The 22202-nt window shown below is 69.9% G+C and carries 24 protein-coding genes; 16 read left to right on the plus strand and 8 right to left on the minus strand.

Going from position 1 to position 22202, the window contains the following annotated elements; genetic code table 11:
• The first annotated feature begins 14 nt into the window (after positions 1–14).
• Positions 15–1406, plus strand: a complete 1392-nt coding sequence (locus tag H0I76_RS06735; RefSeq protein ID WP_200608574.1) for a multicopper oxidase family protein — start codon at positions 15–17, stop codon at positions 1404–1406.
• Positions 1407–1416: 10 nt separating this feature from the next.
• Here H0I76_RS06735 and H0I76_RS06740 read toward each other — a convergent pair whose 3' ends face one another.
• The 6 genes from H0I76_RS06740 to H0I76_RS06765 form a co-directional block, all read right to left on the minus strand.
• On the minus strand, positions 1417–2217 hold the full coding sequence (locus H0I76_RS06740; RefSeq protein ID WP_200608576.1) for a pentapeptide repeat-containing protein: 801 nt from the start codon (positions 2215–2217) through the stop codon (positions 1417–1419).
• A gap of 163 nt (positions 2218–2380) precedes the next feature.
• Entirely contained in the window at positions 2381–3250 is an 870-nt protein-coding gene (locus H0I76_RS06745; RefSeq protein WP_200608578.1) for an isocitrate lyase/PEP mutase family protein, read from the minus strand.
• A 28-nt stretch (positions 3251–3278) separates the two neighbouring features.
• The gene (locus H0I76_RS06750; protein ID WP_200608579.1) at positions 3279–4550 is read right to left on the minus strand and encodes a TRAP transporter large permease; all 1272 of its coding nucleotides are present in this window, start codon (positions 4548–4550) and stop codon (positions 3279–3281) included.
• On the minus strand, positions 4547–5044 hold the full coding sequence (locus H0I76_RS06755; RefSeq protein WP_200608580.1) for a TRAP transporter small permease: 498 nt from the start codon (positions 5042–5044) through the stop codon (positions 4547–4549). Before H0I76_RS06755 ends, H0I76_RS06750 begins: the two co-directional genes overlap by 4 nt.
• Before the next feature lie 154 nt (positions 5045–5198).
• Complete coding sequence (locus H0I76_RS06760; protein ID WP_200608581.1) at positions 5199–6188, minus strand: TRAP transporter substrate-binding protein; 990 nt, start codon at positions 6186–6188, stop codon at positions 5199–5201.
• 91 nt (positions 6189–6279) lie between these two features.
• Positions 6280–7530 (minus strand): NAD(P)/FAD-dependent oxidoreductase, encoded by a 1251-nt coding sequence (locus tag H0I76_RS06765; RefSeq protein ID WP_200608582.1) that lies wholly within the window; start codon positions 7528–7530, stop codon positions 6280–6282.
• A 211-nt stretch (positions 7531–7741) separates the two neighbouring features.
• On the opposite strand from H0I76_RS06765, the gene parA reads away from it, so the two are divergent.
• Positions 7742–8380, plus strand: coding sequence for a ParA family partition ATPase (gene parA / locus H0I76_RS06770; protein ID WP_200608583.1), 639 nt, complete (start codon positions 7742–7744; stop codon positions 8378–8380).
• 110 nt (positions 8381–8490) lie between these two features.
• Positions 8491–8913, plus strand: coding sequence for an SRPBCC family protein (locus tag H0I76_RS06775; protein ID WP_200608585.1), 423 nt, complete (start codon positions 8491–8493; stop codon positions 8911–8913).
• A 16-nt stretch (positions 8914–8929) separates the two neighbouring features.
• On the opposite strand, the gene H0I76_RS06780 is transcribed toward H0I76_RS06775, so the two are convergent.
• Positions 8930–9553, minus strand: a complete 624-nt coding sequence (locus H0I76_RS06780) for a histidine phosphatase family protein (RefSeq protein WP_234455155.1) — start codon at positions 9551–9553, stop codon at positions 8930–8932.
• Between the two features lie 182 nt (positions 9554–9735).
• On the opposite strand from H0I76_RS06780, the gene gpt reads away from it, so the two are divergent.
• The 7 genes from gpt (at position 9736) to H0I76_RS06815 (ending at position 15854) form a co-directional block, all read left to right on the plus strand.
• Positions 9736–10242, plus strand: a complete 507-nt coding sequence (gene gpt, locus H0I76_RS06785; protein WP_200608587.1) for a xanthine phosphoribosyltransferase — start codon at positions 9736–9738, stop codon at positions 10240–10242.
• 17 nt (positions 10243–10259) lie between these two features.
• A complete protein-coding gene (locus tag H0I76_RS06790; protein ID WP_200608589.1) occupies positions 10260–10655 on the plus strand; it encodes a DUF1428 domain-containing protein in 396 nt (131 codons plus the stop codon).
• A gap of 64 nt (positions 10656–10719) precedes the next feature.
• Positions 10720–12279, plus strand: coding sequence for an ABC transporter ATP-binding protein (locus tag H0I76_RS06795; RefSeq protein WP_200608591.1), 1560 nt, complete (start codon positions 10720–10722; stop codon positions 12277–12279).
• Positions 12276–13346 (plus strand): ABC transporter permease, encoded by a 1071-nt coding sequence (locus H0I76_RS06800; RefSeq protein WP_200608593.1) that lies wholly within the window; start codon positions 12276–12278, stop codon positions 13344–13346. Before H0I76_RS06795 ends, H0I76_RS06800 begins: the two co-directional genes overlap by 4 nt.
• Positions 13343–13708 carry a cupin domain-containing protein gene (locus tag H0I76_RS06805; protein WP_200608595.1) on the plus strand — a complete coding sequence of 122 codons (366 nt, stop codon included), beginning with the start codon at positions 13343–13345 and terminating at the stop codon, positions 13706–13708. Before H0I76_RS06800 ends, H0I76_RS06805 begins: the two co-directional genes overlap by 4 nt.
• 6 nt (positions 13709–13714) lie before the next feature.
• The gene (locus H0I76_RS06810) at positions 13715–14626 is read left to right on the plus strand and encodes an ABC transporter permease (RefSeq protein WP_200608597.1); all 912 of its coding nucleotides are present in this window, start codon (positions 13715–13717) and stop codon (positions 14624–14626) included.
• A 154-nt stretch (positions 14627–14780) separates the two neighbouring features.
• Positions 14781–15854 (plus strand): BMP family ABC transporter substrate-binding protein, encoded by a 1074-nt coding sequence (locus H0I76_RS06815; RefSeq protein WP_200608599.1) that lies wholly within the window; start codon positions 14781–14783, stop codon positions 15852–15854.
• A gap of 62 nt (positions 15855–15916) precedes the next feature.
• On the opposite strand, the gene H0I76_RS06820 is transcribed toward H0I76_RS06815, so the two are convergent.
• Positions 15917–16357: a hypothetical protein gene (locus tag H0I76_RS06820; RefSeq protein ID WP_200608601.1), complete on the minus strand. Its 441-nt coding sequence runs from the start codon at positions 16355–16357 to the stop codon at positions 15917–15919.
• Between the two features lie 282 nt (positions 16358–16639).
• Here H0I76_RS06820 and speB point away from each other — a divergent pair, with 282 nt between their 5' ends.
• The 6 genes from speB (at position 16640) to H0I76_RS06850 (ending at position 22155) form a co-directional block, all read left to right on the plus strand.
• Entirely contained in the window at positions 16640–17599 is a 960-nt protein-coding gene (speB, locus tag H0I76_RS06825; protein WP_200608603.1) for an agmatinase, read from the plus strand.
• 18 nt (positions 17600–17617) lie between these two features.
• Positions 17618–18661, plus strand: coding sequence for a polyamine ABC transporter substrate-binding protein (locus tag H0I76_RS06830; RefSeq protein WP_200608605.1), 1044 nt, complete (start codon positions 17618–17620; stop codon positions 18659–18661).
• Between the two features lie 63 nt (positions 18662–18724).
• Positions 18725–19582, plus strand: a complete 858-nt coding sequence (locus H0I76_RS06835; RefSeq protein ID WP_200608607.1) for an ABC transporter permease — start codon at positions 18725–18727, stop codon at positions 19580–19582.
• On the plus strand, positions 19579–20358 hold the full coding sequence (locus H0I76_RS06840; protein WP_200608609.1) for an ABC transporter permease: 780 nt from the start codon (positions 19579–19581) through the stop codon (positions 20356–20358). The genes H0I76_RS06835 and H0I76_RS06840 overlap by 4 nt, the downstream gene beginning before the upstream one ends.
• The gene (locus tag H0I76_RS19765; RefSeq protein ID WP_200608610.1) at positions 20355–21422 is read left to right on the plus strand and encodes an ABC transporter ATP-binding protein; all 1068 of its coding nucleotides are present in this window, start codon (positions 20355–20357) and stop codon (positions 21420–21422) included. Before H0I76_RS06840 ends, H0I76_RS19765 begins: the two co-directional genes overlap by 4 nt.
• 1 nt (position 21423) lies before the next feature.
• Positions 21424–22155 (plus strand): MBL fold metallo-hydrolase, encoded by a 732-nt coding sequence (locus H0I76_RS06850; protein WP_200608612.1) that lies wholly within the window; start codon positions 21424–21426, stop codon positions 22153–22155.
• Positions 22156–22202 lie beyond the last annotated feature (47 nt).

Here is a 22202-nt window from a genome sequence, read left to right on the forward strand (position 1 = left end):
GGGACCCGAGCGCCATGCCGATCGGGCGGCGTGCCTTTCTGGCCGGGCTTGGCGCGGGCGCAACCGCGCAGCTTTGGCCCGCATGTGGCGCTCTCGCGTCGCCCGGAGCGATCACGCTCACCGCCGCGCCCGGCACGGCGCAGATCGCGCCGCGGGACATGAACCCCACCGGGGTCTGGCACTATGACGGGCAGACCCCAGGGCCGGTCCTGCGCGTGCCCCAGGGCGCGCGGGTCCGGGCCTTGTTGCGCAACGCGCTGCCCGATCCCACCACGATCCACTGGCACGGGATCCGCATTGCGAATGCGATGGACGGGGTCCCGGGTATGACGCAGGCCCCCGTCGAGCCCGGCGGCGAGTTCCTCTATGACTTTGTCGTGCCGGATGCCGGGACCTACTGGTACCACCCTCACCGGCAAAGCTGGGAGCAGCAGGCGCGCGGCCTTGCCGGCGCGCTGATCGTCGAGGAGCCCGCCCCTCCACCGGTCGACCGCGATCTGCCCGTCCTCCTCCAGGACTGGCGCCTCGGCCCTGACGGCGCGTTCGACGAGGCAAGCCTCGGGTCGATGCATGATTTCAGCCATGCCGGCCGGCTGGGCAACTGGACCACGGTCAACGGAGACGGCGACGCGACCTGGCCCGTCCGCCGCAACGAGCGTCTGCGCCTGCGGCTGATCAACGCCGCGACCGCAAGGGTCTACACGCTGGCACTCAAGGGGCTCGACGGCTGGGTGGTGGCGCATGACGGCATGCCCGTCCCGCCGAGCCCGGTCCCCGACCGCCTCACGCTCGCCCCGGCGCAGCGCACCGACCTGATCGTCGACGTCAGCGCGGCCGAAGGAACCGAGGCGGTGCTCGCCGTCATCGACCGACAGGGCGCCTATGCTGCCGTGCTGATGCCCGTGGACGGCCTCGCGCGACCGGGCCCCGAACCCGCGCCCGCGCCGATAGCCCGCAACCCCGCCCCCATGCCCGGGGCGCTCGACGGTGCGGCCCAAGTCGAGCTGAAGATGGAGGGCGGCGCGATGAGCGGCCTTGCCTCCGCCCGCATGTCGGGGCGCGAGATGGGTATCCGCGAGCTGGTCGAGCACGGCATGGCATGGGCAATGAACGGCGTCGCCGGCATGCCCGATGCCCCGCTGCTGACGCTCGAACGCGGCAGGACGGCGCGCATCCGGCTGGTGAATTACACCGGCTGGCCCCACGCGATGCACCTGCACGGCCATCATTTCCAGGTCGTGCACGATGGCCGCCCCGACGGCCCGCTGCGCGACACCCTGCTGATCCAGCCGCGCGAGACGGGGGAGATCGCCTTCGTCGCGGACAATCCGGGCGACTGGATGCTGCACTGTCACATGGCCGAGCACATGGCGTCGGGCATGATGAGCTGGGTCCGCGTCGCCTGAGCGCCGCGCCTTATTGCCCCGTGTCAGGCGCGTTCTCGGATCCGCAGGGCCGGATGGTGAAGCCCTTGGGCAGGCGTGTCTCGGCATCGCCGCAGGCGAGGTCGAGCCGCGTCTGATCGAGGTTCTTGGCCGTCGAGAGGTCGGCGCCGGAAAGGTTGGTCCGGCGCAGATAGGCCTCTTCGAAATTCGCGCCCGAAAGATCGGCCCCGCTGAGATCGGCGCTTGCGAGCCGCGCCGAGCCAAGATCGGCGTCGCGGAAGATCGCCCCGGCCGCCTTTACCCGGTCGAGGTCGGCACCCGTCAGGCGCGCGCCGGTGAAATCCGCCCCCTCGAGCGACGCGCGCTCGAAATCTGCCAATTCGAGCTTCGCGTCGCGGAACACCGCCCGGTTGGCCGAGGTCCGGCGCAGATGCGTCATCCGCAGATCGGCATTCGACAGGTCCGCGCCGTCGAGCCGGGTCTCGGCCAGATCGGACTCGCGCAGATCGGCGTCGACGAAACGGGCATCGGTCAGATCGGCTTTCTCGAGATCGACGTCGCGCATGTTCGCGACCGAGAAATCGGCGCGCGGAAACATCGTCTGCTCCATCTCGGCACGCCGCAGATCGGCCCGCACGAACTGCGCGTCGGGCAGATTCGCATATTTCAGGTCCGCCTCGCGCAGCACCGTCTTGCTGAAATCGGCCTTCGGGATCTCGATCGCGCGCAAGGTGGCAAGCCGCAGGTCACAACCCGCGCAGCCGCCCTTCTCGGCGATCTCGGCCGCGGTTTCGGCAGCGAGGGCCGGGCTGCCCAGGACGCCACTCAGCATCACGAGCGCCGCGACCAGCTCCCGGCGGAGAAACAGCGAAGCTCGGCAAATCTCACTCGACGGACCTCTCGGCATGGCTGGTTCTCCGGACCGTGACGCGGGCTCCCGGGCCCGAGGATAACATCTTGCCTGCATCGCGCCAGTGCGCCTGCGACCCCGGCTTTCAATCGCGTCGCGACGAGGCGTAGCGCTCGGAGGCAGCGTAGTAATCGTCGAAGCCGATCCGCCGCCGCAGCTCGGAGAAGCTCATCAGGTGCTCGTCGCGCGGTGTCCCGCGGCGCAGGCAGTCGAGCGTCTCGACCATCGCCTGCATCGCGGCGGCCATCAGGCTCAGCGGATAGGCGGCGATGCGGTATCCGATGTCCTCCAGCTTGGCCGGCGGCAGGTCGGGCGTCTCGCCGCCCTCGACGATGTTCGCCATGTTGGGCAGCGGCAGCTCGCTGCAGATGGCGCGCATCTCGGCCTCGGTCTTCGGGGCCTCGACGAACAGGATATCGGCACCCAGCTCGGCGAACCCTGCCGCACGGTCGATCGCCTCCGACAGGCCCAGCGTGTGACGCGCGTCGGTCCGCGCAAGGATCAGGATGTCAGCCCCTTCCTCGCGGGCGTCGACCGCGGCGCGGATGCGGTCGAAGGCCTCCTCGCGTCCCACCACGTCCTTGCCGGGCGTGTGGCCGCAGCGCTTCGGCGCCAACTGGTCCTCGATCATCACCGCCGCGGCGCCCGCCTTCGCCATGCCGGCGACCGTGCGGCGGACGTTCATCGCGTTGCCATAGCCCGTGTCGCCATCGGCGATCAGCGGGATCGCGATCGCGTCCGCGATGTTGCGTGCCTGGTCCTGCACCTCGGCATAGCTCATGAGCCCCAGGTCTGGCTGGCCGATCCGGCTCGCCGAGGCCGCGAAGCCCGACATGAAGGTGAGATCGAAGCCCGCCTGCTCGATCAGTTTTGCGCTCAGCGCGTCGTAGCAGCACGGCATTGTCAGCAGGCGGCCCTCGGCCAGCAGGGCGCGGAGGCGGTTGGCAGGGGTCATGTCGTCCTCGTGGTCAGAGCGGCCACGCTCACAGGCGGAACGGGATGTAGAGCGCGAGATCGGGCCAGAAATACAGGATGGCGACGGTCAGGAACATCATGGCGAGGAAGGGCAGCACGCCGCGCGCCACCTCGCCAAGCCCGACCCGCGCTATCGACTGGATGACATAGAGGTTCAGCCCCACCGGCGGCGTGATCAGCGCGCACTCGACCATGATGACCATGAAGACGCCGAACCAGATCGGGTCGAGCCCCAGATGCTGTGCTGCCGGCAGCAGCACCGGCGTCATGATCAGCACCATCGAGAGCGCCTCGAAAACGAGCCCCATGACGAGCAGCACCAGAGCCACCACCAGGACAAAGGCGAAGGGGCTCTCGATCGTCTGGCCGATGAAGCCCGCGATGTCCTGCGGCAGCCGGTAGAGCGCGATCGCCTTGCCGAAGATCTTGGCCCCGGCCACGATCAGCAGGATCGCGGTCGTCGTCGCCATCGCGTCGACCGCCGCTTCCCTCAACCCGGTCCAGGTGAGTGTGCGCAGGAGCGGCCCGGTAATGACGAGCGCCGCTGCAAAGCCGATGGCGGCCGCCTCGGTCGGCGTCGCGGCGCCGCTGTAGATCGCGCCAATCACCAGCACGGCCAGCCCGATCGAGGGCAGCGCCCGGACGGTCGTGCGCCGCCGTTCGGCCCAGCCCGCCACCTCGGCCCTGCCCATCCCGCGCCAGGCGGCATAGCCCATCGAGAAGACGATGAAGAAGCAGACCAGCGCCGCGCCGGGCCCGACCCCGGCAAGGAACAGCGCGAGCACTGATTCCTCGGCCACGAATCCGTAGACGATCATGGGGATCGAGGGCGGGATCAGGATGCCGAGCGTGCCGCCGGCGGCCAGCAGACCGTAGACGAAGCGCCGCTCGTAGCCGCGCGACAGCATCTCGGGAATGGCCACCGTTCCGATCGTCGCGGCGGTAGCGACCGACGAGCCCGAGATCGCCGCGAAGATGCCGCAGCTCACGATGGTCGCAACCGCCAGGCCGCCCGGCCAGTGCCCGACCCAGGCCTGCACCGCGGCGAAGAGGTCGCGCCCGACGCCCCCCTTGAGCAGCACGTTCGACATCAGCAGGAACAGAGGCACCGCGAGCAGGATGAAGCCATCGAGCGTCGAGAGCATCGCCTGCGGCGCCATCAGCGGCGAGAACCCGCCGGCAAGCAGCATCCCGAGCCCGACACCGCCCAGCGCGAAGGCAACCGGCACACCGACCAGCAGCAGCGCAAACAGCGCGGCAAGGATCAGGACGACTATCATTCGCCATGCGCTCCTTCAGCGACGATCTCGCCCCGAAGGGTGCGCCCGGCCTCGATCAGGGCCTGGGCCAGCAGGATGGCAAAGCCGAAGGGCACCGCCGCCTCGGGCACCCAGGCGGGCAGGTCGAGCATCGTCCCGCTGGTGCGTCCGCGCTCGACGCTGTCCCAGAAGATGCCCCAGCCCTTCCAGAACACGATCGCGGAAAAGAGCGCCACCGCCAGCATGGCGAAGATCTCGGCGATACGTCGTCCCGCCATCGGCAGCACGCCCGTCACCGCGGTGATGCGGATGTGGCGGCGCTCGCGCAGGCACCAGGGCATGGCGATCAGCGTGCCCCAGATCAGGCATAGCTGGCTGAGTTCGGCCGCCCAGATCGTCGGCTTGACGAAGAAATACCTGGCGACGACTTCCCAGGTCAGCATCACGCCCGCCAGGACGAAAAGCAGCGCGGCAAGCATGGCAAGGGCGGTCACGATCAGGCTGAATGCGCGCATCTGTCGGTCTCGGACTGGCGGGCGGTGATGGCCGGGGCTTAGCCGGGGTCGGATGGCGGCCCCGGGGGGCCCGGGAAGCCGTGGCAGGCGCGGTGCGCGCCCGCAGGTCACCGGCGCGCGAGCCCCCCGGCGGGGCGGCGCGCCGGCCGTGGCCTCAGTAGCCCTTGGCCGCCTCGACCATCTTCGCGCCCAGGTCGCCGGTCTTGGCGAGATAGGCATCGATCACCGGCTGACCGGCGGCCTGCCAGGCGGCGATCTCGTCGGCGGTCGGCTCGTAGACCGTCATGCCGTTGGCCTTGGCCGCGGCAAAGGCTTCGGCCTCGATCTCGGACATGCGGTTGCGCACGTCGAGTTCTGCTTTCTCGGCGGCGGCGCTGAGGATGGCGCGCTGCTCGTCGGTCAGGCCGTTCCACCACTCGGTGTTGGCGACGACGATGAACTCGATATCGGCGTTGTTGGTCACGGTGATCGTGTCCATCACCTCCCACAGCTTGCGCGACTGCACGCCCGAGACGCCGGTCATGCCGATGTCGACCGTGCCGCGCTGATAGGCGAGATACTGCTCGGAACCCGAGACCAGCGTCGGGGCACCGCCCGCCGCCTCGACGAAGTCGCCAAGCGTCTTGCCGAAGACGCGGACCTTCTTGCCCTTCATGTCCTCGGGCGTCTTGATCGCGCCGCCATTCGAGAGGAACACCGACCCGCCATAAGCCTGCCACCACAGGACGGTCGAGCCCGTCCCGGCGATCGCCTCGTCGATCGAGTCGCGGATCACGCTGCCCTTGGCGACAGCCTTGCGGACCTTGTCCTCCGAGTTGAGGAGGAACGGCAGGTAGAAGACATCGACCGCCGGAATGTCACCGACATAGCGCGTGAGCGAGGCGACACCCATCTCGATCGCGCCCGATCCCACCGCCTGGGGCACCTCCTTGTCCTGGTAGAGCTGCGCCGAGTCGTAGATCTCGACCGCGATCGAGCCGTTCGACATCTTCTCGACCTCCTCCTTGAAGAGCTCGAGGTTCTGGCCGAGATGGCTCTTCAGCGGCAGCTGCAGCGTGATCCGTGCGGTGAGATCAGCGGCGACCGCCTGGGTCGAGACGGCAAGGACGAGCGCAGCGCCTGCCAGCCAAGCAGATGGCTTCATGGATGTTCCTCCCTTGAACTGTTTTGATTGATGAACAGCTTGCATCCCGTTTTGCCCGCGTCAAGCGGCTGCCGGACGCGCGTGCACCCCGTCATGCCCGCTGGAAGCGGTCGACCCGATAGGGCGCGAGGTCGAGGTTCGACCCGCCTCCAGATGCGAGCCCGGCCGCCATCCGCCCCAGCCGCGGCCCCATCGTCAGCCCCAGGTGCTGCCCGCCGAAGGCGAAGATGACCCCGGGCGCGCGCGGCGAGGCGCCGATCAGCGGCAGGCTGTCGGCAGTTGTCGGGCGCCGGCCCATCCAGACCGTCTCGCCTTCCCATGTCAGCCCGGGGAAGAGCTGCAGGATCTGCTTTCGGATCAGCGCCACCGGCGCCTCGGCCTCGGCGCCGTCGATGCCGGCGAACTCGGCGACACCCGCGAAGCGCAGCCCGTCGGCCATCGGGGTTGCAACGGTCTTCGCGGCCTCGACCATGATCGGCGAGGGCGGCAGATGCGAGGGATTCGACAGCATGACGTGATAGCCACGCTCGGCTTCCATCGCGATCTTGTGCCCGAGCCGCGCGGCAAGGCGCCCCGCCCAGACACCCGCGGCCAGCACCACGCGGTCGGCCGAAAGTTCCTCGCCCCCCGCCAGCGTGACGCTCGCCCCTCCGCTCTCCGAGGGGCGGATATCGACCACCTCGGCCTCGCGGATATGGCCGCCCTGCTCGGTGAAGAACGCAGCCAGCGCGGCGACATAGCGCGCGGGCGAGGCGATCCAGCCATGATCCGGCATGGCCGCGGCGAAGCGAAACTCGGCCGCGATCGCGGGGTCATGAGCCTCGATCTCGGCTCGATCCCACTCGGCCCATTCGATGCCGTGAGCCCGCTTGAGCGCCCACGAGGCGGCATCCGCCGCATAGGCCTCGCGGTCGCGATAAAGCAGCAGGTAGGGACCCTGCGTGATCATTGCCGCCGCAGGCGTCCCGCGGGCCAGCGCCAGGTGCTGTTCCACGCTGTCGGTGACCAGAGGCGCCAGCGCCTCGGCGATGGCGGCGACGCGCGCGGGTGTCGAGTTTCGCAGGAACGGGATCGCCCAGGGGATCAGGCGCGGCAGGTACGACAGCCGCAGGAACAGCGGCTTGTCCGGGTCCAGCGCCATGCGCGGCAGCTTTGACAGGATGCCGGGCGTGGCAACCGGCACCACGGCGGCGCGCGCCAGGATGCCGGCATTGCCGAACGAGGTCTGGCCCGCGTCGCCCGGCGCCAGGCGGTCGATCAGGGTCACGTCGTGCCCGTCGCGCCGCAGCCACTCGGCCGCCGCCACCCCGGTGATGCCCGCGCCGACAACGATGACGTCCATGTTCTGCCCTGTCCCTGATTGCCGTCCCGTTGCGACGCTCGGGCCCGGATGCGGCGCTTGTCAATCGGCAAGCGGCGCCTTGCCGCAAGCACCACGGCAATTGGCCGGCGTCTATCCGGTTGTTCCGCCGCGGATTTGGCGGCAAGACCGGACTCCACTTTCCTGCAAAACCCACTAGCATCGGGAGTTCCCCGATCGAAGGGAGACGGCGATGGGCCATGTGATCCTGCTGGCGCAGCAGAAGGGCGGCGCAGGCAAGACGACGCTTCTCACCCAGCTTGCGGCCGAGCGCGCCGCGGCGGGCGCCGGGGTCACCATCCTCGACCTCGATCCGCAGCGTTCGACGACCGGCTGGTTCCGCGAGAGGGTGTCGCGGCGGGGCGATGGCGGCGGCATCGAGCTTCTCGAAAGCGCGGAATGGCGCGCGCGCTCCGACATCGAGAAGGCCGCGAAGACATCCGACTGGGTCTTCGTCGACGCGCCGGGCTCGGCCGACACGCTCGGCCGCATCGCGATGCGCGCGGCCGACCTCGCGCTGATCCCCTGTCAGCCTTCGATGGCCGATGTCTGGGCCAGCGCGGCAACCCTCGAGATGGCGCGCAAGGAGAAGCTCGCGCATGCCGTGGTGCTCAACCGCGTGCCGCCGCGTGGCCGGGCCGCCGACGAGGCCGCCGCCCGCCTTGCCAAGTCCGGCGCCCCGATGGTCGATGCTCGGCTGGGTCAGCGCTCGGCCTATGTCGAGGCGTTCATGCGTGGCGCGGGTGTCAGCGAAATGCGCCGCGCGGCCAAGGCGGCCGACGAGGTGGCGGCACTGATGAAGGCGGTCGAGGCGCTGTTGCGAAACGGCTGACGCAGCCGCTGCGAAAGGCTTTGCCGACGCAGGTGCAGAGGCGCCACGGGCGACAGGAGAACACAGGCCGCGCGAGGATGACGCAGCCTGGGACGAGGGAGGACCAAGCAATGAGCTTTTCGGACAGCCACGACCGCGTGAGCCGCATGTTGCGCCTCGCCGCGACCGCCAATGATGTCTGGGCCGAGATCGGCGATTTCGGCGCGCTCGCCGACTGGCACCCGGTCGTCACCAAGTGCGAGGTCGACGAGATCGACGGCGACACCTACCGGGTGCTGACGACCGCCGACGGGGCGAGGCTCCTCGAGATGCTGGTCGAGGCCGGGCCGCGCCACTACACCTACCGCATCACCGAAAGCCCGCTCCCGGTCGATGACTACCGGTCCACGCTCAGCGTCGTGCCCGAGCCTGACGGCGGCTGCCACGTCTACTGGGGCGCGACCTTCGAGCCCACCGACCCCTCGGCCGATGACGTGGTTGGCGGCATCTACGACGCGGGCTTCGAGGCGCTGCGGGACCGCTTCGGCGCCTGAGGCGACAGCGACCGGGTCATTCGCCCGGCCGGATCGTCCCGGTCACGCGCAACCGGCCATCCTCCCCGCGCTCGGCGACGATGATCTCGCCCGAGCGCGGCACGCGTCCGGTCAGCGCGGTGATGTTCACCTGGTGGGTCACCAGCAGGATGCGCTGCCCGGCGCCCTCGACCGCGAGGAAGTCGAGTACCGCAGCGGTCTGCGCGTCGCGCGTCGAGCGGTCGGCGAAGAACGAGTTCAGCGCAGGGAACGGGCGCACCGCGCCCAGGGCGAGCAACTCGGCCGTCTCGCGGCAGCGGCACCACTGGCTTGTCAGGACGGCATCAAAGCCAATCCCCGCCGCGCCGATCGCCTCGCCCACCGCGCGGGCCTGCGCGCGCCCGCGGTCGTCGAGATTGCGCTGCGTCGCGCAGTCGTCCAGTCGAAAACCCGCCGGATCGCCCGTGCCCGGCGCGAGCGCATGGCGCATCAGCGCGACCGCGCCCGGCCGCGCCAGCGCCGCCCAGCCTTCGGGCGACGCGCCGGCCGGCATGATGCCGCCTCCGAGCGCCACGGCCGCAGCGACGAGCACCGCCCCGAGCCGCCGTGCAAGCCTGCGAGCAGAGACCCCGCCCGCGATGCGCATCATTCGATCCAACATCGGCCTTCCTCCGCCTCCGATCGACCCAGCTAGCGGCCTCGCGCCCGAGTGCAAGCCCGGCCGGATCGCTTTTCCGCACAGCGAAGCCGCCGTTGCCCCACCCGGCGCTTTGACAGGATGGCGCGATCGGCTAAGGAAACGCGATCCTGGCCGCGGCCGGGCACGGGCGGAGGGATGAGGCGATGACGGATAGGCTGCCGCACGAAAAGGGTTTCCACGTCTCGTGGGAGCAGATGCACCGCGACAGCCGGGCGCTGGCCTGGCGTCTCGACAAGCACGGTCCCGGCGCCGAGGGCGCATGGAAGGCGGTGGTCGCGGTCACCCGCGGCGGCATGGTGCCGGCCTGCATCCTGGCGCGCGAGCTCAACATCCGCGTCGTCGACACGATCTGCGTGAAATCCTACGACCATCAGAGCCAGCTCGAGGCGCGTGTCCTCAAGGCGCCCGACAAGGAACTGATGGGCGATGGCGAGGGCATCCTGGTCATCGACGACCTGGTCGACACGGGCCGCACGCTCGAGGTGATCCGCCGGCACTATCCCAAGGCGCATTTCGCCACCGTCTACGCCAAGCCCAAGGGCAAACCGATGGTCCAGACCTACGTGACCGAGGTGAGCCAGGACACGTGGATCTTCTTCCCGTGGGACATGGCGCTGATGTATGTCGAGCCCTATCGCGGCACCAGCTGAGCGGGGCTCGGGCGCGCATGGCCTATGTCGACGGCTTCCTCCTTGCCGTACCCCTGGAAAACCTCGCCGCCTATCGCCGGATCGCGCGCAAGGCCGGCAAGATCTGGATCGAGCACGGCGCCCTCTCGTATGTCGAGAGCAAGGCCGAGGACACGCCGCGCGGCAAGCTGACCTCCTTCCCCCGTGCGGTGAAGCTCAAGGGCGACGAGACGGTCGTGCTGGCCTGGATCACCTATCGCAACCGCCGTCACCGCGACGCCGTGGTGAAGAAGGTGATGCAGGACCCGCGGATGAAGAAGATCATGGAAAACGAGGCGATGCCCTTCGACGGGCGGCGCATGATCTTTGGCGGCTTCACGACCATGCTCGAACTCTCGGCCTCGCAGGATTCCGATCCGCGTGACGATGGCTAGGGCTTGCGGCACGGAACCGGGGGCGCTTTGATGTCCCGGTTGCCGACTGAAGGGGCCGCCGCCGATGACTGACGCTGATGCGCCGTTGCTCGAGGCGCGCGGGATCACCCGGTTCTTCGGCAGATTTGCCGCCAATCGCGATGTCAGCCTCGCGATCCGCCCCGGCGAGCGCCACGCGCTGCTGGGCGAGAACGGCGCCGGCAAGTCGACCCTGGTCAAGATGATCTATGGCGTGCTCGCCCCCTCGGGCGGCGAGTTTCTTTGGGAAGGCCAGCCGGTCGCCATCACCTCTCCGGCCGCTGCGCGCGCCCTGGGCATCGGCATGGTGTTCCAGCACTTCAACCTCTTCGACGCCCTGACGGTGGCCGAGAACATCGCGCTCTCGCTGCGTGGCGAGCGGATGCGCGGGCTTGCCGCGCGCATCACCAAGGTATCGCGCAGCTACGGCCTCGCGATCGACCCGAACCGAGCCGTCCACTCGCTCTCGGCGGGCGAGAAGCAGCGGGTCGAGATCATCCGCTGCCTGCTGCAGAACCCGCGCCTGCTGATCATGGACGAGCCCACATCGGTGCTGACGCCGCAGGAGGCCGAGGTGCTGTTCGCGACGCTCAGGCGGCTCTCGGGCGAGGGCTGCGCCATCCTCTACATCAGCCACAAGCTCGACGAGGTGCGTGCGCTGTGCGACGCGGCCACCGTTCTGCGCGCAGGCGAGGTCGTGGCGCAATGCGACCCGCGCTCGGCCTCCTCGGCCGAGATCGCGGCGCTGATGGTCGGGCGCGACGTGGCCCAGGTCGGCCGGACCGCCGCCGGCGGCGAGGGCCCGGTGCGCCTGTCCGTCCGCAACCTCAGCCTTCCGGCGCCGTCGCAGTTCGGCACGGCGTTGCATGATGTGAGCCTCGATGTCAGGGGCGGCGAGCTGGTCGGCATCGCCGGCGTGGCCGGCGAGGGCCAGTCGGAACTTATGCAGGCGCTGATCGGCGAGCGCCGGACCCCGCGCCCCGAGACGGTCTCGGTCGATGGCCGCGGCGTCGGCCATCTCGGGCCCGACCCGCGTCGCCTCGCCGGCGCCGCCTTCGTGCCCGAGGAGCGTGCAGGCCATGCCGCCGTGCCCGACATGGGCCTGCCCGACAACGTGCTCCTGTCGCACCACCGGGTCGAGCGGCTGATTGGCCCCGCGGGCTGGATCCGCCGCGCGCGGACCTCGGACTGGGCGGCGCGGGTGCGCGAGGCCTTCGACGTGCGGGCGGGCGGGGCGCGGCCCCGCGCCGGGGCGCTCTCGGGCGGCAACCTTCAGAAATTCGTGGTCGGCCGCGAGATCCTGCGCGATCCCGGGGTGCTGATCGTCAACCAGCCGACCTGGGGCGTCGATCCCGGCGCGGCCGTGGTGATCCGCCAGGCGCTGGTCGACCTCGCCCGCCGCGGTGCGGCGGTGCTGGTGATCAGCCAGGACCTCGAGGAGCTCTTTGCCATCGCCGACCGGATCGCGGTGATCCATGCAGGCCGCCTGTCGGCAGCGCGCCCGGTGAGCGAACTCGACGCCGAGACGGTCGGCCTGCTGATGGGCGGCGCCGAGCCCGGCGCCGACCGCGACGACCGGCTGAACGCCGAGACGGTGCACGCATGATGCCGCGCCTGGAAGCCCGCGCCGAGCCCTCGGCCTGGATGTCGATCGCCTCGCCCGTCATCGCGATCGGCCTGACCCTCGTCGCGGGCGCCATGCTGCTGACCGCGCTGGGCCGCGATCCGGCCGAGGCGCTCTGGGTCTACTTCGTCTCGCCCTTCACCGACGCGTATTCGCGCGCGGAATTGGTGGTGAAAGCCGTGCCGCTCGCGCTGATCGGCGCAGGGCTGGCTGTCTCGTTCCGCGCGAATGTCTGGAACATCGGCGCGGCCGGACAATACGTCGCCGGTGCGATGGCGGGCGGGCTGGTCGCGCTCGGCGCGCCCGAGGCGACGGGAACCGCGTGGTACGTGCTCTACCTCGCCGCCGGCGCGGCGGGCGGCATCGCCTGGGCAGCGATCCCGGCGTTCCTGAGAACCCGGTTCAACGCCAACGAGATCCTGGTCTCGCTGATGCTGACCTATGTCGCGGTGCTGCTGCTCGACTGGGCGGTGCGCGGCCCCTGGCGCGATCCGCTGGGCTTCGGCTTCCCCCAGAGCCGCGATTTCACGCAGACCTTCCACACGCCGGTTATCCTCGAGGGCACCCGCCTGCATGCGGGGGTGCTCATTGCGGTGATCGCGGCGGTGGCGCTGACGCTGATGATGGACCGCACGCTGCGCGGCTTCGAGCTCAGGGTCATCGGGGCCGCGCCGCGTGCCGGGGCCTTCGCGGGCTTCTCGCAGACCGGCGCGGTCTGGTTCGCGCTGCTCGTCTCGGGTGGCCTCGCCGGGCTTGCCGGCGCCATCGAGGTATCCGCCACGGTGCACCAGCTCCAGCCCGACATCTCGGCCGGCTATGGCTTCGTCGCGATCATCGCGGCCTTCCTGGGGCGGCTCAATCCCGCCGGCGCGCTGTTCGGCGCGCTGATCCTCGCGGTGAGCTATATCGGCGGCGAGAACGCTCAGATCCTGCTCAAGCTGCCCAAGAACGTGACCGGCATCTTCCAGGGGATGCTGCTGTTCTTCCTTCTGGGATGCGACACCCTGATCCGCTACCGGATCGTCTGGGGGCGGAGGCTCGCGCCATGACCACCAAGATCACCCTCGCCGACAAGTTCGCCCGCATCGACGAGCACTGGCGGCCCAGGGTCGCGGCAGAACTCAACGGCCAGGAGCTCAAGCTTGCCAAGCTCAAGGGCGCCTTTCCCTGGCATCGCCACGATGACGCGGACGAGATGTTCCTGGTCTGGCGCGGCAGCATCCGGCTCGAGTTTCGCGATTGCGCCGTGACCCTCGGCCCCGGCGAAGCCTTTGTGGTGCCGCGCGGCGTCGAGCATCGCCCGGTGGCGGATGAGGAAGCCGAGGTCCTGCTGTTCGAACCCGCCGGGGTGAAGAACACCGGCAATGTCGACGATCCCCACTTCACCGCGCCGCAGGGCGCGCGGATCTGAGGCGACATGGAAGCTTTCCTCATCTCCGTCCTGATCGCGGCCACGCCCTTCCTGCTCGCGGGGCTGGGCGAGCTCGTGGCCGAGCGCTCGGGCGTGCTCAATCTCGGGGTCGAGGGGATGATGCTGGTGGGCGCTGTCGCCGCCTTCGCGGTGACCTACACGACCGGCTCCGCCGCCGCGGGGATGCTTGCGGGCGCCGGGGCGGGGGCCGCGCTCGCGGGGCTTTTCGCCATCGTCGCGCTCGGGCTTCTCGCCAACCAGGCCGCGACAGGCCTTGCGCTCACCATCTTCGGCGTCGGCGCCTCGGGACTGATCGGCCAGGGCTTCGTCGGCCAGACGATCAAGCCACTGCAGAAGCTCGGCATCCCCGGCCTGACCGACACAACCGCGCTGGGCCGCATCCTGCTGGGGCACGACGTGATGGTGTACCTGGCACTGGCGCTCGCGCTGGCGGTGGGCTGGTTTCTGAACGCCACGCGCGCCGGGCTCATGCTGCGCGCGATCGGCGACAACCCCGAGGGCGCGCATGCGCTGGGCTTCCACGTCGTCCGGGTGCGCACGCTCGCGACGCTGTTCGGCGGCTTCTGCGCGGGTCTCGGCGGGGCCTATCTGAGCCTCGCCTACACGCCGATGTGGGGCGAGAACATGACCGCCGGGCGCGGCTGGATCGCGCTCGCGCTGGTGGTCTTCGCCACCTGGCGCCCGGGGCGGCTGGTCGCCGGCGCCTATCTCTTCGCGACCGTCACGCAGCTGCAGTTCTACGGCCAGGACTGGGGCATCCGCCTGCCGTCGCAATTCCTGGCGATGGCCCCTTATCTCGCCACGATCGCGGCCCTGGTCATCATCTCGCGCGACGTGAACCTGACCAAGGCGAACGCGCCCGCGGCCATCGGCCGGCCCTTCAGGGCGGAACGGTAGCGCCCGGTCTTGTGCATCGCCGTGGCCGCCAGCACGACCCGTCTGCCGCGCGCAAAGTGCAGCGCGGCATGGACTTTTGCCGAAATCCGGGAAACATGAGCGCCAGTGCCCACAGATCGCCGCGCAAGCGGCCCTCGCCTACAGGGAGACCGACATGATCCGCAGAACCTTCCTCGCCCTCGGCGCGCTGGCGCTGGCCGGGCTCGCCGCCCAGCCTGCTGCCGCGCAGGACAAGCTCAAGGTGGGCTTCGTCTATGTCGGCCCGATCGGCGACTTCGGCTGGACCTACCAGCATGACCAGGGCCGACTGGCGATCGAGCAGGAGTTCGGCGACAAGGTCGAGACGACCTATGTCGAGAGCGTCTCGGAAGGCCCCGACGCCGAGCGCGTCATCCGCCAGCTCGCCGCATCGGGTCATGGCCTGATCTTCACCACCTCCTTCGGCTTCATGGACCCCACGCTGAAGGTTGCCGAGCAGTTCCCCGAGGTGAAGTTCGAGCACGCCACCGGCTTCAAGCGCGCGCCGAACCTCTCGACCTACTCGGCGCGGTTCTACGAGGGGCGGCACGTCATCGGCACCATCGCCGGGCACATGACCAAGACGAACAAGATCGGCTACATCGCCTCGGTCCCGATCCCCGAGGTGGTGCGCGGCATCAACGCCGCCACGCTGGCCGCGCGCGCGGTCAACCCCGATGTCACGACGCAGGTGATCTGGGTGAACTCGTGGTACGACCCGGGCAAGGAGGCAGACGCCGCCAAGGCCCTCATCGCCCAGGGCGCCGACATGCTGATGCAGCACACCGACAGCCCCGCGCCCGTGCAGGTCGCCGCCGAGGCCGGCATCCACGCCTTTGGCCAGGCCTCGGACATGGCGAAGTTCGGGCCCAAAGCCCAGCTCACCGCGATTATCGACCAGTGGTCGCCCTACTACATCGAGCGCACCCGCGCCGTGCTCGACGGCACCTGGAAGAGCGAGGACAGCTGGAAGGGGCTGGCCGCGGGCGAGGTGGTGATGGCGCCCTACGCCAACATGCCCGACGAGGTCGTCGCCGCCGCCAAGGCGGCCGAGGAAGCGGTCGCCTCGGGCGCCGTCCATCCCTTCACCGGACCGATCAAGGACCGCGACGGGACCGAGCGCATTCCCGCCGGAACCGTGGCCGACGACGGGATGCTGCTTGGCATGAACTGGTTCGTCGAGGGGGTCGAGGGCGACCTGCCCCAGTAACGCACCACGACGACTGCATGACGCCGGCCCCGCCCGGGGCCGGCGTCATCGCATCCGAGGCCTCAGAAGCTCAGGACGCGCACGTCGTCCTTTAGCAGCTCGGCCGCCATCGCGTCGGGCTTCGCGGGGGTCACACCCTCGATCAGCGCCTCGGGACCGACACCCTTTCCGGGCAGGTAGATCGCGCAGACCTCGACCTTCGCCCCGGTCTCGATGATGGCCTTCATCAGGCCCTGCGGGCTCATGCCCTTCGGCGGCTGCGGCGCCGTGGCGCTCTCCGGCGCATCCTTGAGCGCGAGATCGCCCGCCGGGCCGCACAGCAGCACATGGGCCGAGGCCCCCTGCCTGATCGACTGCATCGTCAGCACCATGGCCATCAGCTGGGTCTGCGGCTCGGGCGCGGTCAGAACGGTCACGAGCCGGGCGTCGTCGTCGGCCGAGGCCGGAAGGGCGGGCGCTGCGAGCCCCGCGGCCGCGGCAAGGGCGATGATGGTGTTGCGCATTCTCTGTTCTCCTGTGTTGGCGCGGCATGACGCGCCGGGATCCGGAACAGGCCGGCGGCGAATCGTCGGCTCCTGTCGGCGGCGACCCTGCCCCGACGCGCGCACGCCGTCTGTGACCCCGTCACAGACCCCGCCCGCCGCGGCCCGCGCCACGCTGTCGCGGGCCCACCGGATGTGCCGCCCATGGCCTGTGGAAAGGGGCTGGCGGCTGCGCGCGCCGGTGCTAGGGTCGGGCGCCGGGTCTCGCGCTGCCCGGTGGCGGGATCAGCCGGGGAGAGAGCCATGAGCCGCTTCAACCAGCCGCTTGGCGGCAACGAGATGCCCCGTTTCGCCGGCCCCGCGACGATGATGCGCCTGCCTGCCGCCCCGGACGCAACCGGGCTCGACGCCTGCTTCGTCGGCGTGCCGCTCGACATCGGCACGTCGAACCGCCCCGGCACGCGGCTGGGGCCACGCCAGATCCGGGCGGAAAGCTGCATGATCCGCCCCTACAACATGGCCACAGGCGCTGCGCCCTTCGACAGCCTGCAGGTCGCCGACATCGGCGACGTGGCGATCAACACCTTCGACCTCAAGAAATCGGTCGGCATCATCGAGGCCGCCTTCGACGCGATCCTCGCCGTCGGCGCGATCCCGCTTACACTGGGAGGCGATCACACGCTGACGCTGCCGATCCTGCGTGCCATGGCCAAGGTGCACGGCCCCGTCGCGATGGTCCATGTCGACGCACATGCCGACATCAACGAGCACATGTTCGGCGAGGCCATCGCCCATGGCACCCCCTTCCGCCGCGCGGTCGAGGAGGGGTTGCTCGCCACAGACAAGGTTTTCCAGATCGGCTTGCGTGGCTCGGGCTACCACCCCGACGACTTCGACTGGCCGCGCCGCCAGGGCTTCACCGTGGTCACGGCCGAGGAATGCTGGCACCGCTCGCTCGCGCCGCTGATGGAGCGGGTCCGCGCGACGATCGGCAACCATCCGGTCTACCTGACCTACGACATCGACAGCCTCGACCCGGCCTTTGCGCCCGGCACCGGCACGGTCGAGGTGGGCGGCCTCTCGACCTGGCAGGCGCTCGAGATCGTCCGCGGCTTGCGCGGGCTCAACATCGTCGGCGGTGACCTCGTCGAGGTGAGCCCGCCCTACGATCCGTCCGGCAATACCGCGCTGATCGGCGCGAACCTGCTCTACGAGATGCTCTGCGTGCTGCCGGGGGTCGCCTTCCCCCACGGGACGCGCTGAACCGACAGGGAGAAAGACATGCGCACCATCCTGCTCGCCACCGTCGCGGCCGTCGCCGCCAGTGCCGCCCAGGCCGAGGAGCTCAACGCCCTGGTCTGGTGCGACCACACCGACCCCGCGCTGATTGAACCCTTCGAAAAGGCGCATGGCGTCAAGGTCAATCTCAAGGAATACGAGGGCACCGGCACCGCCCTCTCGATCGTCGAGCAGAGCCGCCCCGGCGACTGGGACGTCTTCGTGATCGACGGGATCGACGTGCCCCGCGCGATCGATGCGGGGCTGCTCGCGCCGCTGCCGGTGGCCGAACTGCCGATGGCCGACATCTTCCCCGAAGTCGTGCTCGAAGGCTTCCAGAGCCGCGACGGGAACACCTACGCCGTGACCGAGAAGTTCGGCTACAACACGATCTCCTACAACAAGGAGAAGATCTCGGCCGAGGAGCTCTCCGAGATGCAGGCGCTCTGGTCGTCGGACGAGTTCGCCGGTCGGATCGCGATCTACGACTATTACCTGCCGGTGATGGGCATGGTGGCCATGGGCCTCGGCAAGCAGACCGCGGACATCGGGGAGGGCGACCTGCCGGCGATCCGCGACGCGCTCTTCGGCCTCAAGAAGAACGCCCGCAGCGTGGTCGATGTCGTCTCGTCGCAGACCGCGCTGGCGACGGGCGAGGTCGACATCCTCGTCGGCGGCGGCGAGTGGGTGACCGCGATCCTCGCCGCCGACCAGCCCGAGCTTGACTGGATGATCCCCGACCAGGGCGCCGTGCGCTGGTCGCAGTCGATCGGCGTCTTCGCCGACAGCGAGCGCAAGGACCTGGCGGTGGAGTTCGTCAAGTACATCCTCAGCCCCGAGGGCCAGGCGCGGCTGGCCACGTCATCGTGCTACTGGGCCATGCCCGCGAACGCGAAGGCGGGCGAGGTGCTGACTGACCAGCAGAAAGCGGCCCTGCGCTGGGACGACCAGCCCGACTATCTCAAGCGCGCGCAGCTTTATCCGGCGCCCGACGGCGATCTCGACGCGGCGATGCAGGACGCCTGGACCGAGATGCTGCAGCACTGAGCGCGGCATGTCGCCCGCACGCCACCTCTCGGACGCCGGGCCATACCGCCCGCGGCGATCACCATGACCACGCCCGAGCGCGCCGAGCGCCGCCGCGCCTGGGCCGCGGTCGCCCCTGCCCTCCTGTGGACGCTCGCCTTCTTCGTCGTGCCGTTCGCGATGATGGCGGCGATGAGCCTCTGGCAGCGGCAGGGGCGCGAGGTGGTGCGCGTCTGGGACCTGTCGAACTACCAGGACTTCCTGTCCAAGCCGCACCTGCTCGGCGCGCTGTGGAACTCGATCGAGATCACCGTCCTCGTGACCGTCATCTCGGTGGTGCTGGCCTATCCCCTCGCCTGGATCATCGCCGAGCGCGTGCCGCGCCATCTCCAGCGCCTCGCGCTCGCGCTCGCCGTCCTGCCGTTCTGGACCTCCTACGTGGTGCGTTCCTACGCCTGGACGCTGGTGCTGGCGAAGAATGGCGTCCTCAACCAGGCACTGATCGGCGCCGGGCTGATCGCCGAGCCGCTCGAGATTTCCGCCACGCGCGGCGCAACCGTCACCGGTTTCGTGCATTTCTTCGTCATGCTCCTCACCCTCACGATCTACGCCAACCTCGTGCAGCTCCCCGCCAACTACCGCCGCGCCGCCGCCGATCTCGGCGCGGGGCCGCTCGCGGTGTTCTGGCACGTCACCCTGCCGCTGACGCTGCCCGGCATCATGGTGGGCGCGTTCCTGACCTTCGTTCTTTGCATCGGCGACTACATCACGCCGCAGATCCTGGGCGGCAATTCCGAGCTGGTCCTGCCGCAGGTGATCATGCTGCAGCTTGGCCGCGGCGCCGACCTCCCGATGGCCGCCGCGCTGTCGATCGTGCTGATGACGGTGGTGACGGCCGCCTGGCTCGCCTGCGCCCGCTGGCTGCGGCTCGAGCGGGCATGACCGCGGTCCTGCGCCTTGCCTCCTGGGGCTATGCCCTTGCGCTCTACGGCTTCATCTTCCTGCCCGTGGTCGTCCTCGTGCTTTTCAGCTTCCAGGATGGCCGCCTGCCGATCCCGCCCTTCGAGGGACCGACGCTGCGCTGGTACGCCGCCGTCTGGCAGGATCGCAGCCTGACCGCGGCGCTGGGCAACTCGTTCGTCGTGGCGCTCGCGTCCTCGGCGGTCTCCTGCGCGCTGGGCTTTCTCGCCGCCTGGGGCCTCGCGCGCGGCCGCCTGGCCGGGGGGCGGGCCATGCAGGGACTGATCACCGCGCCGCTGACGGTCAGCTACCTGCTGATCGGCCTGGGGCTCATGATCTCGTTCAACCTGACCGGCATCTCGCCCTCGCTCCTGACCGTCGGCATTGGCCACGCGGTGATCAACACGCCGCTGTGCTTCGCGATCTGCTTCGCCTCGATGGGCGACCACCAGGTGAACATCGAGCGCGCGGCCCGCGACCTCGGCGCGCGCGAGTGGCAGGTGCTCTGGCTCGTCACCGCGCCGATGCTGCTGCCGGCGCTTGCGGCGGGCTTCGCGCTGTCGGTCACCTTCTCGTGGGACGAGTTCATCATCGCCTTCCTGCTCAGCCGCTTCGACGTGACCCTGCCGGTCGAGATCTGGAGCCTGCTGCGCTCGGGCCTCAACCCCAAGACCAACGCCGCCGGCTCGGTCGTCTTCCTCGTCTCGGTCGCCATGGTGCTGGCCGCCGAGTTCACCCTGCTGCGGAGGCGCCGATGACCGCGCCGGTCGAACTCGTCGCGATCACCCGCGACTTCGGCGCGACGCGCGCGCTCGACGGCGTGTCGCTCGGGCTCTCGGCAGGCGAGTTCGCCGTGCTGCTGGGGCCTTCCGGCTGCGGCAAGACCACGCTTCTCGGTATCCTCGGCGGCTTTCTCGCGCCCAGCGCGGGCCACGTCCTGATCGGTGGGCAGGACGTGACCGCGCTGCCGCCGGCGCGGCGCCCCACCACGACGGTGTTCCAGGACTACGCGCTGTTCCCGCACATGTCGGTCGCCCAGAACGTGGCCTTCGGGCTCAGGATGCGCGGGATGCGCCGGCTCGCGCGGATGGCACGGGCGGACGAGATGCTGGCCCTGGTGGGCCTTCAGGGCGCGGGCACGCGCCGCCCGCACGAGCTCTCGGGCGGGCAACGCCAGCGGGTCGCCCTCGCCCGGGCGCTCGCCGTCGAGCCCGACGTCCTGCTGCTCGACGAGCCGCTCGGCGCGCTCGATCTCAAGCTGCGCCGCCAGATGCAGGACGAACTCAAGTCGATCCAGCGCCGCGTCGGCACCACCTTCGTGCACGTCACTCACGACCAGGAGGAGGCGATGGCCATCGCCGACCGGATCGTGGTGATGAATGGCGGCAGGATCGAGGACGAGGGCACGCCCCAGCGGGTCTACCTGCGCCCCCGCAGCCGCTTCACCGCCGCCTTCATGGGCGAGATCAACCTCGTGCCCGCGCGCGTCGGTGGGGCCGGCGACGGCCATCTGCTGCTCGAGACCGCGCTTGGCCCGGTGCGCCTTGCTCTCAAGGGCGATCTTTCCGCCGTGCAGCCGGGCGCGCGCCTCGCGCTCGGCATCCGGCCCGAGCATCTGCGGCCCGACGAAGCCGGCCTGCGCATCCCCGGCACGGTGATCGAGACGATCTTTTCCGGCACGCACCAGCGCGTCCGCCTTCAGCCCAGCCCCGCCGGGCCACCGCTGGTCGCGCATCTGCCCCAGGGCGCGCGCGTCGCGCCCGGCGAGGCCATCACCCTCGCCTTCGACCCTGCCGCCGCAGTCCTGCTTCCGGAGGCCTGAGATGGACCGCCGCGCGCGCCCCGAGGAATGGTGGGAGACGATCCGCTTCGCGGACGACATCACCCTGATCCACGAGCCCCTGATCCACCCCTTCTTCCGCTGCAACGTCTGGCATGTCCGCGGGCGCGAGCGCGACCTCCTGGTCGACAGCGGCATGGGCGTGGTCAGCCTGCGCGAATGGGTGCCGCTGGTGACCGAGCGGCCACTGACCGCCGTGGCCTCGCACACCCATTTCGACCATATCGGCTGTCATCACGAGTTCGACGACCGCTGCGTGCACCGCGCCGAGGCGGGACTTCTGGCGAACCCGACCCGCGCCGGCACGCTGGCCGAGCCCTATGTCACCGACGAGATCTTCGAGAAGCTGCCGCCCGAGCCCTACGCCTCGGCTGCCTACACGGTGGCCTCCGCGCCCGCGACACGCCTGCTCGAGGATGGTGACGTGCTCTCGACCGGCGACCGCGCCTTCGAGGTGATCCACACGCCCGGGCACTCGCCCGGCGGCATTGCGCTGTGGGAGGCGGCGACCGGCACGCTGATCGCCGGGGACATCCTCTATGACGGCGAGCTGATCACCGACACCTACCATTCAGACATGGACGACTACGTGCGCTCGATGAAACGGCTGCTCGACCTGCCGGTCGCGATCGTCCATGCGGGCCATTTCCCCAGCTTCGGCGCCGCCCGCCACAAGGCCCTGATCCGCGCCTTCCTTGCCCAGCACGACCGCTGAGCGCTGCCCCGGAAAGGGACGGGAGCGGCACGTTTTGTCCTGATTTC

This window comes from Thermohalobaculum xanthum (assembly GCF_016623495.1).
Taxonomy (GTDB): Bacteria; Pseudomonadota; Alphaproteobacteria; order Rhodobacterales; family Rhodobacteraceae; genus Thermohalobaculum; species Thermohalobaculum xanthum.

What these genes read in the sequence shown, in the direction of transcription:
- H0I76_RS06735 (WP_200608574.1), top strand. Translation starts at nt 15, where the DNA reads ATGCCGATCGGGCGGCGTGCCTTTCTGGCCGGGCTTGGCGCGGGCGCA.
- H0I76_RS06740 (WP_200608576.1), bottom strand. Translation starts at nt 2,217, where the DNA reads ATGCTGAGTGGCGTCCTGGGCAGCCCGGCCCTCGCTGCCGAAACCGCG.
- H0I76_RS06745 (WP_200608578.1), bottom strand. Translation starts at nt 3,250, where the DNA reads ATGACCCCTGCCAACCGCCTCCGCGCCCTGCTGGCCGAGGGCCGCCTG.
- H0I76_RS06750 (WP_200608579.1), bottom strand. Translation starts at nt 4,550, where the DNA reads ATGATAGTCGTCCTGATCCTTGCCGCGCTGTTTGCGCTGCTGCTGGTC.
- H0I76_RS06755 (WP_200608580.1), bottom strand. Translation starts at nt 5,044, where the DNA reads ATGCGCGCATTCAGCCTGATCGTGACCGCCCTTGCCATGCTTGCCGCG.
- H0I76_RS06760 (WP_200608581.1), bottom strand. Translation starts at nt 6,188, where the DNA reads ATGAAGCCATCTGCTTGGCTGGCAGGCGCTGCGCTCGTCCTTGCCGTC.
- H0I76_RS06765 (WP_200608582.1), bottom strand. Translation starts at nt 7,530, where the DNA reads ATGGACGTCATCGTTGTCGGCGCGGGCATCACCGGGGTGGCGGCGGCC.
- parA (WP_200608583.1), top strand. Translation starts at nt 7,742, where the DNA reads ATGGGCCATGTGATCCTGCTGGCGCAGCAGAAGGGCGGCGCAGGCAAG.
- H0I76_RS06775 (WP_200608585.1), top strand. Translation starts at nt 8,491, where the DNA reads ATGAGCTTTTCGGACAGCCACGACCGCGTGAGCCGCATGTTGCGCCTC.
- H0I76_RS06780 (WP_234455155.1), bottom strand. Translation starts at nt 9,553, where the DNA reads ATGTTGGATCGAATGATGCGCATCGCGGGCGGGGTCTCTGCTCGCAGG.
- gpt (WP_200608587.1), top strand. Translation starts at nt 9,736, where the DNA reads ATGACGGATAGGCTGCCGCACGAAAAGGGTTTCCACGTCTCGTGGGAG.
- H0I76_RS06790 (WP_200608589.1), top strand. Translation starts at nt 10,260, where the DNA reads ATGGCCTATGTCGACGGCTTCCTCCTTGCCGTACCCCTGGAAAACCTC.
- H0I76_RS06795 (WP_200608591.1), top strand. Translation starts at nt 10,720, where the DNA reads ATGACTGACGCTGATGCGCCGTTGCTCGAGGCGCGCGGGATCACCCGG.
- H0I76_RS06800 (WP_200608593.1), top strand. Translation starts at nt 12,276, where the DNA reads ATGATGCCGCGCCTGGAAGCCCGCGCCGAGCCCTCGGCCTGGATGTCG.
- H0I76_RS06805 (WP_200608595.1), top strand. Translation starts at nt 13,343, where the DNA reads ATGACCACCAAGATCACCCTCGCCGACAAGTTCGCCCGCATCGACGAG.
- H0I76_RS06810 (WP_200608597.1), top strand. Translation starts at nt 13,715, where the DNA reads ATGGAAGCTTTCCTCATCTCCGTCCTGATCGCGGCCACGCCCTTCCTG.
- H0I76_RS06815 (WP_200608599.1), top strand. Translation starts at nt 14,781, where the DNA reads ATGATCCGCAGAACCTTCCTCGCCCTCGGCGCGCTGGCGCTGGCCGGG.
- H0I76_RS06820 (WP_200608601.1), bottom strand. Translation starts at nt 16,357, where the DNA reads ATGCGCAACACCATCATCGCCCTTGCCGCGGCCGCGGGGCTCGCAGCG.
- speB (WP_200608603.1), top strand. Translation starts at nt 16,640, where the DNA reads ATGAGCCGCTTCAACCAGCCGCTTGGCGGCAACGAGATGCCCCGTTTC.
- H0I76_RS06830 (WP_200608605.1), top strand. Translation starts at nt 17,618, where the DNA reads ATGCGCACCATCCTGCTCGCCACCGTCGCGGCCGTCGCCGCCAGTGCC.
- H0I76_RS06835 (WP_200608607.1), top strand. Translation starts at nt 18,725, where the DNA reads ATGACCACGCCCGAGCGCGCCGAGCGCCGCCGCGCCTGGGCCGCGGTC.
- H0I76_RS06840 (WP_200608609.1), top strand. Translation starts at nt 19,579, where the DNA reads ATGACCGCGGTCCTGCGCCTTGCCTCCTGGGGCTATGCCCTTGCGCTC.
- H0I76_RS19765 (WP_200608610.1), top strand. Translation starts at nt 20,355, where the DNA reads ATGACCGCGCCGGTCGAACTCGTCGCGATCACCCGCGACTTCGGCGCG.
- H0I76_RS06850 (WP_200608612.1), top strand. Translation starts at nt 21,424, where the DNA reads ATGGACCGCCGCGCGCGCCCCGAGGAATGGTGGGAGACGATCCGCTTC.